The organism is Arthrobacter sp. NPDC055138 (genome assembly GCF_053607305.1).
The window spans coordinates 1-12,586 of record NZ_JBSGTH010000007.1; the positions used below are offsets into that span (position 1 = coordinate 1).

General features: G+C 68.0%; 11 protein-coding genes. 1 reads left to right on the forward strand and 10 read right to left on the reverse strand.

The genetic code is table 11. The features are described 5' to 3' along the window. The 10 genes from ACWF5H_RS16300 to ACWF5H_RS16345 form a co-directional block, all read right to left on the reverse strand. Positions 1–512, reverse strand: a 512-nt coding sequence (locus ACWF5H_RS16300; RefSeq protein ID WP_452038140.1) for a hypothetical protein, incomplete at its 3' end; no start/stop codon positions are given. Positions 513–1,184: 672 nt separating this feature from the next. Then, on the reverse strand, positions 1,185–2,342 hold the full coding sequence (asd, locus tag ACWF5H_RS16305) for an aspartate-semialdehyde dehydrogenase (RefSeq protein WP_452038142.1): 1,158 nt from the start codon (positions 2,340–2,342) through the stop codon (positions 1,185–1,187). Positions 2,343–2,542: 200 nt separating this feature from the next. Further along, a complete protein-coding gene (locus ACWF5H_RS16310) occupies positions 2,543–3,067 on the reverse strand; it encodes a dihydrofolate reductase (RefSeq protein WP_452038403.1) in 525 nt (174 codons plus the stop codon). Positions 3,068–3,228: 161 nt separating this feature from the next. Continuing rightward, the gene (locus ACWF5H_RS16315) at positions 3,229–3,990 is read right to left on the reverse strand and encodes a thymidylate synthase (protein WP_452038405.1); all 762 of its coding nucleotides are present in this window, start codon (positions 3,988–3,990) and stop codon (positions 3,229–3,231) included. A 97-nt stretch (positions 3,991–4,087) separates the two neighbouring features. Further along, positions 4,088–4,495: a GntR family transcriptional regulator gene (locus ACWF5H_RS16320; protein ID WP_452038143.1), complete on the reverse strand. Its 408-nt coding sequence runs from the start codon at positions 4,493–4,495 to the stop codon at positions 4,088–4,090. After that, complete coding sequence (locus ACWF5H_RS16325; protein WP_452038145.1) at positions 4,492–6,336, reverse strand: hypothetical protein; 1,845 nt, start codon at positions 6,334–6,336, stop codon at positions 4,492–4,494. The genes ACWF5H_RS16320 and ACWF5H_RS16325 overlap by 4 nt, the downstream gene beginning before the upstream one ends. Before the next feature lie 131 nt (positions 6,337–6,467). After that, entirely contained in the window at positions 6,468–7,427 is a 960-nt protein-coding gene (locus ACWF5H_RS16330; RefSeq protein ID WP_364644116.1) for an NUDIX hydrolase, read from the reverse strand. Further along, positions 7,427–9,649 carry an RNA degradosome polyphosphate kinase gene (locus ACWF5H_RS16335; protein ID WP_452038147.1) on the reverse strand — a complete coding sequence of 741 codons (2,223 nt, stop codon included), beginning with the start codon at positions 9,647–9,649 and terminating at the stop codon, positions 7,427–7,429. The genes ACWF5H_RS16330 and ACWF5H_RS16335 overlap by 1 nt, the downstream gene beginning before the upstream one ends. Positions 9,650–9,707: 58 nt before the next feature. Then, the gene (mshD, locus tag ACWF5H_RS16340) at positions 9,708–10,703 is read right to left on the reverse strand and encodes a mycothiol synthase (RefSeq protein WP_452038148.1); all 996 of its coding nucleotides are present in this window, start codon (positions 10,701–10,703) and stop codon (positions 9,708–9,710) included. Between the two features lie 111 nt (positions 10,704–10,814). Further along, positions 10,815–11,519: a winged helix-turn-helix transcriptional regulator gene (locus ACWF5H_RS16345; RefSeq protein ID WP_364644125.1), complete on the reverse strand. Its 705-nt coding sequence runs from the start codon at positions 11,517–11,519 to the stop codon at positions 10,815–10,817. Between the two features lie 161 nt (positions 11,520–11,680). Here ACWF5H_RS16345 and ACWF5H_RS16350 point away from each other — a divergent pair, with 161 nt between their 5' ends. Then, complete coding sequence (locus tag ACWF5H_RS16350) at positions 11,681–12,424, forward strand: hypothetical protein (RefSeq protein ID WP_452038150.1); 744 nt, start codon at positions 11,681–11,683, stop codon at positions 12,422–12,424. The last annotated feature ends 162 nt before the right edge of the window (positions 12,425–12,586 follow it).

A 12,586-nucleotide genomic window follows, 5' to 3' on the forward strand; every position in this document is an offset into this window, starting at 1 on the left:
GTGGCGGGCCGGAGCACGGCCATCCGGTGCAGGCCGTGGGTGCGGCGGGACTGGGTCCAGGCCTCGTGTTTGCGGACGGCTTTGAGGTATTCGAGGACGGACCAGTCGTCCAGGGCCTCGGGGTCGGTTCCGGCGAGCAGCCCGGCCAGTTCCGCCGGTTCCAGCTCCCGCCAGTCCTCCTCCCACAACTCCCGCCCCGCCGGCATCCCTTCCGGGGTATCACCTTCCGGGCCGGAGGCGACCGGAGAATCAACGGCTCCCGGGCCAGTTCCACGGGCTGCAAGTTCTGATGGGAGTCCGTCCTCCGCTGTGGCAGGATCGGCTGCAGATTGAGCAGGGGCGGTTCCGTCGGGATTGGGGACCGGCTCGGCGGCAAGCTCAGTCTCCGGCTCGGAGTCATTCTCCGATTCCTGTTCGGCGCCGTGCACAGCTTTCGACACTCCGTCGGGCATGGCTTTGGAGCCGGAGTGTTCCTCCGGTTCCTGTGCCTCGTCCAACGGGTCCGCTGCCATGCTTCAACGCTACGCAGCGCAAGCTTCGGGTAGAACGGATGTTCGACGTATGTGCACAAACGACAGCCGGCGCGGCCCTGTGTAGGACAGGACAGGTGTAGAGGCCGGGAGCGGCTTGTGGAGGACAGGACAGGTGTAGAGGCCGGGAGCGGCTTGTGGAGGACAGGACAGGTGTAGAGGCCGGGAGCGGCTTGTGGAGGACAGGTCTGCTTCAAGAGGCGGGAGGCCCGGTTGGAGGGCGCAAAGCGGCGGAGGACGAGACGCGTGCGGCGGAGAGACCCGCCGCGGAGGGCGCAGCCGCCGGAGGGCAAGACGATCTGGGACGGGGAGGCCGCCGGAGGGCAAGACGATCTGGGAAGGGGAGGCCGGTGGAGGACGGGACGGGTTGCGGAGACGGGAGAGCAGCCGGTGGAGGACGGGACGGGTTGCGGAGACGGGGAGCAGCTGGTGGAGGACAAAGCGGTCAGAGAGGGATCAGGCACGGCCGCAGCCGAGGGTTGAGGCAAGGGGCGACGGGAGGAACAGGCGGTGCTAACGGTGGAGCGCCGTCGCTCGTGGGAAAGAGTGCACGGTGGGCGGCGGATTCAACAGCAGGAGCCCGCCCCGCGAAGGGACGGGCTCCATGAGCGTCAGGCCACCAGCAACGCCGGCTGCCTTAGGGGGCTGGCAGTCCTAGAGGTTGCCGGTGGCGATGCGCAGCATGCGGCGCAGCGGCTCGGCAGCGCCCCACAGGAGCTGGTCGCCGACGGTGAAGGCGCTGATGTACTCGGGGCCCATTTCCAGCTTGCGGATCCGGCCTACCGGGATCTCCAGCGTGCCGCTGGCTGCCACGGGGGTGAGGTGCTCCATGGTGGCTTCCTTGGTGTTCGGAACCACGCGGGACCATTCGTTGTCGGCGTCGATGATCCGCTCGATTTCGGCCACCGGAAGGTCTTCGGTGAGTTTCAGGGTCAGCGCCTGCGAGTGGGAGCGCATGGCGCCGATGCGCACGCACAGACCGTCGAACGGGATGCGCTGGTCATCGCTGAGCCCCAGGATCTTGTTCGTCTCGGCCGGCGCTTTCCACTCTTCCTTGGACTGTCCGTTGCCCAGGTCCTTGTCGATCCACGGGATCACGGAACCGGCCAGCGGCACGCCGAACTGGGAGGAATCCAGCTCGGGATTGCGCTGCTGGGCCAGGACCTTGCGGTCGATTTCCAAGATGGCAGAGGCGGGATCCGCCAGCTCGGCGGAAACTGCGGTGTTGAGCGAACCGAACTGGTTCAGCAGTTCGCGCATGTGCCGGGCTCCGCCGCCGGAGGCTGCCTGGTAGGTCATGGAGGTTCCCCACTCGACCAGGCCGTTCTTGAACAGCCCGCCCAGGCCCATCAGCATGCAGGACACGGTGCAGTTGCCGCCGATGAATTCCTTGACGCCGCGTGCCAGACCGGCGTCGATTACGTCCCGGTTCACCGGGTCCAGCACGATGATGGAGCTGTCCTGCATCCGCAGCGTGGACGCGGCGTCGATCCAGAGGCCGTCCCAGCCGGCATCGCGCAACTTGGGGTAGACCTCGGAGGTGTAGTCCCCGCCCTGCGCGGTGACGATGATCGGCAGCTTGGCGAGCGTCTCGACGTCGTACGCGTCCTGCAGTTTGCCTGCGTCGCCCGCGGCGGCACCGGCGAGGGCCGGGGCGTCGCCGCCGGCGTTCGACGTGGAGAAAAAGACCGGGTTGATCATGTCGAAGTCGCCTTCATCCTGCATGCGCTGCATCAGGACGGAACCGACCATGCCGCGCCAACCGATCAGGCCGACGGACTGGACAGAGGAAGTGGCTGCGGGTGAAGTCATGCCATCTAGTTTACGGGCAGGGTCAATTTGGCTGCCGTGAGTTACGTGCCTCTGCGGGCTCATCCAGGGGTAGGCGTACGACGACGGTGCTCGGCTAGGGTGCCGCCGCCCGCTGCCGCCGCCCGGCGTCGGTGCCGCCCGGCAGCCGCGCCCAAAGCTCCCGTTACGGTGACGGTGACTGAAGTAGGTCCAGGCCCGGGCTACTGCGCCCGGCTGTCCTCCCCGCGGACCCAGAGCGAGATGCGGTAGCGGGTGCCGTTGGCGGCGGTGCTCCAGCCCTCGGTGGGGGAGACGCCGTCGAGCTTCCAATCCGGGCCCAGTTGCGGGGCGTAGGTGTCGCCGTCGGTCTCCATGTCGATGACGGTGACCGAGGCCGCATTGGAATGCTGGGTGGTCAGGTTGAAGATTTCGCCGCCGCCAAGGATCCAGATTTCGTCGCCGCCGGGACTGGCTGCGGCCTCGGCCATCGCGTCCTCCACGGATTCGACGACCACAGCGCCCGCGGCCACCAACTGGTCGCGCATCTCTGGCCTGCGGCTGATCACAATGTTGGTGCGCCCGGGCAGCGGCCGGTACTTGTCCGGGAAAGACTCCCAGGTCTTGCGGCCCATGATCACCGGATGGTTGAGCGTGGTCCGTTTGAAGTGCGCCAGGTCTTCGGGCAGATGCCAGGGCATGCCGCCGTCGCGGCCGATCACGCCGTTGGTGGTCTGGGCCCAGATCATGCCGACCACCGGTGCCGGCAGCGGCTGACCGCCGTCGGTGGCGGCCGCGGCGGCAGTCACGGCCTCGGCGACGCTGTCCGGGTAGGGGCCCGGGCCGTCTGCGGGGCCTGCGGAGCTGGCGCTAGGTGCGCCGTCGGCGGGGCCTGCGTTGTAGTCGGTGCTCATACGGCCACCGGGGCCTTGATGGCCGGATGGTGCTGGTAGTTGGCCACTTCGAAGTCCTCCAGCGAGTAGTCGAAAATGCTCTCCGGCTTCCGCAGGATGTTGAGCGTGGGGTACGGGTAGGGGTCGCGCGACAGCTGCTCGCGGACTTGCTGTACGTGGTCGTCGTAGACGTGAACGTCGCCGCCGGTCCAGACGAATTCGCCCGGCTCCAGACCCACCTGCTGCGCCAGCATCAGGGTGAGCAGTGCGTAGGAGGCGATGTTGAACGGCACGCCCAGGAACATGTCCGCGCTGCGCTGGTACAGCTGGCAGGAGAGCTTGCCGTCCGCTACATAGAACTGGAAGAGCGCGTGGCACGGCGGCAGCGCCATGTTCTTGATCTCCGCCACGTTCCACGCCGAGACGATGTGCCGGCGCGAGTCCGGATTGTTCTTCAGCTCTTCCACCAGGTTGGCGATCTGGTCGATGTGCCCGCCGTCGGGCGTGGGCCAGGAGCGCCACTGGACCCCGTAGACCGGACCGAGCTCGCCGTCGGCGTCGGCCCATTCATTCCAGATCTTGACGCCGCGTTCCTGCAGCCATTTCGCGTTCGAGTCGCCGCGCAGGAACCACAACAGCTCCAGCGCCACGGACTTGAAATGCACGCGTTTGGTGGTGATCAGCGGGAAGCCCTGGGCCAGGTCGTAGCGGATCTGGCGGCCGAAGACGCTGCGGGTTCCGGTGCCGGTGCGGTCCGATTTGGCCGTGCCGTTGGCCATGACGTCGCGCAGCAGGTCTTCATACGGGGTGGGAATCGCGTTCACAGCGTCCAGTGTAGTTGAGGGGTGCCGCGGCAACTGCCGGCGGAGCGCAGGCTCACAGCCCGTTCGGCGCGTTCCCGCGCGGGCGCCGCAGTTGGCCTCGGACCAGGTTCAGGACCGTTTCATCGTCCAGTCCCGCGTCCCGGGCCGCGCGCACCAACTGTACGACGGCGAGGCTCACCTCGGCGGAGCCGGCTGCGGTTGGGTGCGTGGCGGCTGCCGTATCGGCCACTGTGGTGCCGTGGCGCCGGCGGCTGACGAGCAGGCCCGCGCCCTCAAGCTCTTTGTACGCCCGGGCCACGGTCCCCGCGGCAACTCCCAAGTCTGCCGCCAGGCTGCGCACCGGGGGCAGACGTTGTCCGGCCGCCAGGGTTCCGACCGCAATCAGCGACGCGACCTGGCTGCGGATTTGTTCATACGGGGGAGTCGGCGCCGCTAGGTCAACCCTGATTTGGGTGCTCATGGCGTGCGGTCTTTGCGGACAGTGGACTGATGGTGGCCCGGGCCGAGGCCGGGAGCGCCATTGACGGTGTGGTCGGAATGGCGCGTCACGGGGTGGCCGATGTAGCCGGCCACCGAGCGGCGCGGTCGCGCTGCTCCTGGGAGAAGCGCCAGCACGATGGCGGCCAGATAGAGCACGGCCGTGGTGATGCGGAGCGCCGTATGCGCACTAGGGGAAAGCTGGTACACGTTCCAGGCGACGGTGTCGTCCAGGAACCAGCCCCAGCCAGCGGGATGTGCGTTGAGCAGTTGGGCGGTCAGGGCGAAAAGACCGGCGGCGGTCATCCGCGCAACGCGGAAGCCGAAAGCGCAGCGGAGCAGGTTGTCGGTCTCCGGGGTTGCCTCGAACAGCCGGGGGCGGCGGTGCACCAACAGGATGGCGGCTGCGCCGAGCAACAGCAGGGCAGCACCGGCCACGGTGAAGGCTGCCAGCAGGTCGGGCTGCCGGCCCGGGGCGGCAGCATTGAAACCGATGGAGGCGGCCAGCAGCACCGCGCCGCCGGCAACGGCGGCCAGGAGCGGGCGCGGGACCAGCTGGGCCGCGGGCATTGGCCGGGCATGGCCGGGCGAGCCGGAAGCGTCGGACGATCTGGTGTGGCCGCGCCAAAGCCGAACTTCCCCGGCTGCAACAACGGCCAAAAACATGGCCACCGGGACGGCAAACGCCAGCGGCAGCAAGAGTTGGGACGAAGCAGGGAACACGGGGTTCCCGTTGTCGGGGCCGGTGGCCGGCTGTACAGCGAAACTGGCCCACCCGCCCACAGCAACCAGCGCGAGTGCGGTGAAGACCATCGCGGCAGTATGCATGGACTCCGTGATCTCCTGCCCCGCGGCATAGCTGCCGCGGTAGATGACCGGACGGCCCGGACTGCCGTCGGGGGCCAGCAGCGGAGGGCGCCACAGGGCCATGGCGATCATCAGGGTGATGGTGAGCCAGCCTGCCAGTTGCTGGGCGGGTTCCCACCCGGTGTCCGGTATCGATCCGTCGAGGATGAAGGTGGGCGCCTGCTGGTTGGCGAAGTTGACTGCCATGGTGCCGAGCGCGGCGAAGAGCAAGGTGGCCGTGCGGAACAGGCGGTTGATCAGGATGCGCCGCAGGATGTCGTTGTCCTCGCGGTTGAGCGAGTCCACGGAGCGTCGTCGCACGATGATCGCCGTCGCCGTGGCAACGCCGGCCGCGAGCGTCAGGATGCCGATCAGCAGGATCGGGGCGAAGTAGCTGCCGGGCTGGCGGCCGTTGTGTTCGCCGGTGACTTCAACACCGTCAAAGGTCTGGGTGCCGCTGAAACCCTCGATGCCCGGAAGCTCCCAGACGGACGTCGCCGCGGCCACGGCCAGCACCGCCGCCCCAGTCATGACCGAGAGCAGTGCCGTCGGGAGGTAGTCACGGAGGCGGCGGATGGTGATGTCGGCGCGGCGGACCCTGCCGCGGGGCTTGGGCCAGGTGTATTGGCCGATGATGTAGATTCCGGCCAAGCTGACCAGAGGCACCAGAACGGTCAGCAGGTCCGCCAGCCAGGAAGGCGCTGGTGTATGTCCGGCGTAGTAGGCGGCCGGAACGTCGCCGACCTTGGAGGCCGCGGACAGCCCGCTGGCGAAGAACGCGATGAGTGCCGTCCAGAACGCATGCATCCGGGCTGCATCCCGCCCGGCCACATCCGATGGGCCGGAGCCCACGACTGAACCGGGCGCCGCGAGGGTGACTGCACTATTTCCCACCCTGCTTGCGATGATCCGCAGCACGCCGTAAATGATGACGGCGCCGAACAGCAGGCCGGTGATGGTGCTGGTCAGTAAATCCACGATGCCCCTCGCCCTGTATCAATGGATCAAGTATTTGATACATAACGGCAGGGGTCAAGAGTGTGGCCCCGGGCCACGGACCGGCGAGGGCTTGTTGGGCCGTCGCCGGTCAGCCGGTCAGTCGTCAGCCGTCAGTCGTCGTAAGCGTCGAGGATCTCCATCGCAACGATTTTGCCGTGCTTCTTCTTGGAGATGTGGCAGACCAGCACGGCCCCGGGCCGCAGGTAGGGGTCCTCGGTGGGCAGTTTCGCGGCGAGCAGGGGGTCCATCCGGGCTGCCAGCACCTTGAACAGGTTGGGCAGCACGGGCCGGTGGGTGCAGACGGCGGTGGGCTTGCCCTTCTCCAGCATCTGGAACAGCGCGGCCCGGGCCTTCTTCGGGTTGCGCTCGTTGTTGTGTTCGGTGATGGCGTCCACGGTCCGCAGTTTGGTCTGCGTGTGCATGGCGTACGGGGTGACGGTCTGCACGCAGCGCAGCCACGGGCTGGAGACAATCCGCTTGGGTTTCCACGCGGAGAGCATCCGGCAGACCGCCAGCGCCTGCCGCCGCCCGGTGGCCACCAGTGGGCGCTCGCCCTCGGCCTGGGACCACGCGGACCGCGGTTTTGCCTTGGCATGGCGGACGACGACGAACGGATAGGTATCGAGTTCGTCCCGCCGGTGCGCGGCCTCCAATGCGTCCAGCGGTTCGACGTCGGAAGGGTTGGTCAGCAGTTCGCGGGCCTTGGCCGGCGGGCACCAGAGCACGCGGTCCACCTCGTTGCCGTCCGGAACCGGTTCTTGTTTGTCCAGCTTGGCGGCCCAGTACAGCACCTGCTTGAGCCCGGGATTCACCTTGTAGTAGATGGTGGGCAGCGGAATGCCCAGCCGGATCTGCACGCCTATTTCCTCGTCGACCTCGCGGACGGCACACTCGGGCGTGGTTTCGCCGCTGTCCAGCTTGCCCTTTGGCCAGGACCAGTCGTCGTAACGCGGCCGATGGATCAGCAGCACCTCGAGGCGGCCCTGGCGGACGCGCCAGCACAGGGCCCCAGCAGCGGTGACTTTGACGCCCGGGGGAGCGCCGGCGTCGTCGGTTTTGTTCTGCGTCATCAGCGGCGGCTGAGGGTGCGCTGGCGGGACCGGGAGGCGAGCAGCCAGGACTGGATATCCGAGAGCGGGTTGCCGTCGTCGTCCTTGTGGTGCCTGGTCCAGGCGCCGTCGCTGTCCAGGTGCCAGCTGGCGGTGCCCGGGTCCATGTACCGGTCCAAGACGGCCAGCAGGTCGTTGATGTCCTCGCGCGAGTTCAGCTGCACCAGGGCCTCAACGCGGCGGTCCAGGTTGCGGTGCATCATGTCGGCGGAGCCGATGTAGACCACCGGGTCGCCGCCGTTGGCGAAGCCGAAGACGCGGGAGTGCTCCAGGAACCGGCCCAGGATGGAGCGGACGCGGATGTTCTCGCTGAGCCCCGGCACTCCCGGGCGGACGGCGCAAATGCCGCGGACGATGACGTCCACCTTTACGCCGGCCTGCGAGGCGCGGTAGAGCGAGTCGATGATGGCCTCATCCACCATGGAGTTCACCTTAATCACCACGCGGGAGGCCAGCCCGGCTTTGCTGTTGGCGATTTCCTTTTCGATCCGGTCGATCAGGCCCGAACGCACCGAGCGCGGTGCCACCAGCAGACGCTTGAATGTGGACTTCGGGGCGTAGCCGGAGAGCTGGTTGAACAGCTTGGAGAGGTCCTCGCCGACCTGGTAATTGGCCGTCAGCAGACCCAGATCCTCGTAGTAGCGGGCCGTGCGCGGGTGGTAGTTGCCGGTGCCGATGTGGCAGTAGCGGCGCAGGCCGTCGCCTTCCTGGCGCACCACCAGTGAGAGCTTGCAGTGCGTCTTCAGGCCCACGATGCCGTAGACCACGTGGACGCCGGCTTGCTCCAGCTTCCGGGCCCAGTCGATGTTGGCCTGCTCGTCGAACCGGGCCTTGATCTCCACCAGGGCCAGCACCTGCTTGCCCGCTTCGGCGGCGTCGATCAGCGCATCCACGATCGGAGAATCGCCCGAGGTCCGGTACAGCGTCTGCTTGATCGCCTGTACCTTCGGGTCTGCGGCGGCCTGCTCCAGGAAGGCCTGCACTGAGGTGGAGAACGAGTCGTAGGGGTGGTGCAGCAGGATGTCGCGCCGGCGCATGGCAGCGAACACGTTCGCGGCCTTGGACGTTTCGCTCTCGTTCAGGAAGCGGCTGGTGTGCGCCAACTGCTTGGGGTACTTCATATCCGGCCGGTCGATCCGGTAGATGGCTTCCAGGCCGCGGAGGTCCAGCGGTGCCGGCAGCGCGTACACTTCGGACTCCTCGACGCCGAGTTCGCGCACCAGTAGTTCGCGCACGCTCGGGTTGATGTCCGTGGCCACTTCAAGCCGGACGGGCGGGCCGAAGCGGCGGCGCAGCAGTTCCTTTTCCAGCGCCTGCAGCAGGTTCTCGGCGTCGTCCTCTTCGACTTCCAGGTCCTCGTTGCGGGTGACCCGGAAGGTGTGGTGTTCCAGCACCTCCATGCCCTGGAAGAGCAGGTCCAGGTGCTGGGCGATGACGTCTTCCAGCGGGATGAACCGCGCGGTGCGGCCGGGGACCGAACCGGCCCGGGGGCCGTCCACGGAGATCAGCCTGGAGAGCTGGTCGGGGACCTTGAGCCGGGCGAAGAGTTCCTTCTCGCTCACCGGGTTGCGCACAATCACTGCCAGGTTCAGCGAGAGCCCGGAGATGTAGGGGAACGGGTGGGCCGGGTCCACCGCCAGCGGGGTCAGGATCGGGAAGACCCGCTCCCGGAACATCACGGACAGCTCGGTGCGGGCCGCCTCGTCCAGCTCGTCCCAGCGCACAATGTGGATGTGCTCATACGCCAAGGCCGGACGGATCTGCTCGGCGAAGATCCGGGCATGGCGGTGCTGCAGCTTGTGCGCGGCGACCTTGATCTGTTCCAGTTGCTCGCTGGGCGAGAGGCCTGCGGCGGACGGCACGGCCAGTCCGGTGGCGATCCGGCGCTTCAGGCCGGCCACCCGGACCATGAAGAACTCGTCCAGGTTGGAGGCGAAGATGGACAGGAAGTTCAGCCGTTCCAGCAGGTAGAGGTCCTCGTCCTCGGCCAGCTCCAGGACCCGCGCGTTGAAGTCCAGCCAGCTGATTTCCCGGTCCAGGAACCGTTCCAGGGTGAAGTCCCCGTCGGGTGCCAGCGAGGGGGCGAACTCTGGAATGTCGATGCGGTCCTGGGTGGCGCGGGCAGGAACCATCTCGGAGGACCCTAAGCGCGGAATGGCTGCGGCTTCAGGTTCGGTGACCATGCTCTCTCCTGCTGACGTCGGCGGGCCGGGACTGACCTCTCAACGAGGCGCCGGTTAGCTATAAGGTTACCGACTCTTGCCGGTCAGCCTGAGCCTGGGCTGCATACATCACGTCCGCATCCCAGCGGGTAAAGCCGAGCTTGCGGTAGAGCCCCACGGCGGGCTCGTTGTCCGCGTCCACGTAGAGCATGATCGCGTGTTCGCCGGCGTCCTGCAGGTGCTTGATGCCGGCAATGGTCAGGGCCTTGCCCAGCCCGGTGCCCTGCGCCTGCGGCGTCACTCCGACCACGTAGACTTCGCCGATGGACGGGTGGCTGCCGGCCCGCGGATGGATTTTGGTCCAGTGGAAACCGAGCAGCCCGCCGCCGACCCGGCGCTCGGCGAGCAGGAACCCTGCCGGGTCGAACCAGTCCTCGGCCATGCGGGCCCGCAAATCGGACAGGGTCATGGCGCCTTGTTCAGGATGGTCGGCAAAGGCGGCGGCGTTCGCGGCCAGCCATGCTTCTTCGTCCTGGCCGGGCACGAAGGTGCGGATGACGACGTCGGCCGGCAGTTCGGCGTCGGGCATCCCCGCGGGGTGGGTCAACCGCATCCGCCAGAGTTCGCGCACGGGCGCGAAGCCGAAGCGGGCGGCCAGCCGTCCCGCTGCCTCGTGGCCGCCGTGCGACCAGGCCTTCAGCTCGGGCAGTTCGGCGTGCTGCTGCACGGCCTCGGCCAGCCGCAGGCCCACACCTTCGCCGCGGTAGGACGGGTGCACCACCAGCTCCAGAACGCTGTCGGCGCCGGCGGCGGTGGCCAGGCTGACGACGGCGACGCCGGCCAGCGCGCTCGCGGTGGCGGGATCGGAGCGCTCTTCGCCGGCGTAGGTGGCCAGCACCAGCAGGTCGGCGGAGTCCGCGGCGCGCAGGTTTACCCAGGTCTGCTCGGAGAGCGGCGGGTTTCCGTCGGATTCTTCGGCGGCGGCGGCGAGCGCCTTGATGTCCGCGAGGGTCTCGGTGTCAGGGGCGCCCATGATGGTCAGCACGGGCCACAGGTCGGAATCCGATGCAGTCATGAGCACAGACTATCCGAGCAGGCAACGACGGCGGGGTGGGGCAGCCCGCCGCCCGACGGAATCGCCGCCAATAAGGCCCGACGCGTGCATTGCGGGTCCGCGGAGGCCCGGTCAGCCGGTGACGTCGGCGGGTTCCTCTTCGGAGGCGCGGACCAGGGTGAAGCGGTAGCCGACGTTGCGGACGGTGCCGATCAATTGTTCGTGGTCGGAGCCCATCTTGGCCCGCAGCCGCCGCACATGCACGTCCACCGTGCGGGTGCCGCCGTAGTAGTCGTAGCCCCAGACTTCGTGCAGCAGTTGGTCTCGGGTGAAGACCCGGCCGGGATGCTGGGCCAGGTACTTGAGCAGTTCAAATTCCTTGTAGGTCAGGTTCAGCGGCTGCCCGCCCACGCGCGCCGTGTAGCTGGCCTCGTCGATCACCACCCCGGAGGCGTGGATCTCCGTGCTGGTTTCCGCATCGCCGGCATGCGCCCGGGCGATCACCAGCCGCAGCCGCGCCTCCACCTCGGCCGGGCCGGCGGTATCCAGGACCACGTCGTCGGCCAGCCAGTTGGCGCTAACGGCGGCCATGCCGCCCTCGGTCAGGACCAGCACCAGCGGTGCGCTCAGCCCGGTGGCCTTCAGCAGTTGGGTGAGCGAGCGCGCGCCGACCAGATCCTTGCGGGCATCGACCATGACCACGTCGGCCGGGTCGGTTTCCAGCAGCGCCGTCGGTTCGGCCGGCAGGATGTGGACCTTATGGTTCAGCAGTTCAAGGGCCGGCAGCACGCCAATCGACGAGCCGGGGCTGTTGGTCAACAGCAGAATGTGCGGCATGGTTCCTCCAAGGGGTTTGCGGCGCACATCATCGGGCTGGGCCCGGAAGGTCCTCACTATGCAGGCGGATCCTGCCGGACGGTGGCACAAGTATAACGCCCGCAGCCTGCGCTGCCGCGGCTTCTCGCACCGGCCCTGCGTCATAGGGCAGTATGACTAGCGTGAAAACGTGGATCGTCGCCGTAGCCGCGGCCGCCGTACTGTGCGCCGTCGTCGGTGCCTCCTACCTGTCCCTTCCCGCGCTGACTGCCGTGGTGTGCGTTGCCGCTGTGGTGGTCGGCGTCGGATGGCCGGTGCTGCTGGAGGTGCCGGCCAAAAAGACCCTGGCCGTGGTCATCTCCCTGGCGGGAATTGCGACGGCGGTGCTCGCCAGCGTGGCGCCCGCCGGCATGCCGCTGCTGTGGATGGCGGTGGTGATCGCGCTCGGCGTGATGGCCGTGTTCCTGATCCAGTTGCTCCGCGGCACCGGGCAGCCGCACCGGCTCGAGTCCACCTTCGGCGCCAGCGCCGGCCTGGTGCTGACCTCGCTGGGCGCCGGCTGGGTGGCGGCCGAACGGCTCTCGGCCAATACCGCCAACACGGGCATGATGCTGGTGACGGGCATCAGCATGCTGGTGGCCATCGCCGCCTGCCTCCTGCCCTGGCCGGACCGCATTGTGGCGCCGTTGGGCGTGGTGCTGGCCACGCTGGCCGGGACGCTGGCCGCCCCGCTGTTCTCCAACGTGCCGATGTTCCCCGCCGCGGTCGTGGGAGCCGTCGTCGGCATCATCCTGGTCTGCTTCCGGCGGCTGATCCTGGCCGGCGGCGGCCCCACCCGGCTGCCGGCCATGCTCGCTGCGGGCGCGGCACCGGTCATGGCCTCCGGCTCGATGGTCTACTTCCTGGAACGGATGCTGCTGCGCTGATCCGGCTGCTGTGCTGAGGTTGACCCAAGCGAGGCGCGGGAGGGTGCCGTGCCCGGCGCCGGGATGCGCGTCCGGTTGTTGATCGAGGTCACAGCGGGTGGTTACGTAGCAAGCAGGCATCCTTCCGTTCGGGCCGTTACTATGGAGCCATGTCGTATCTCG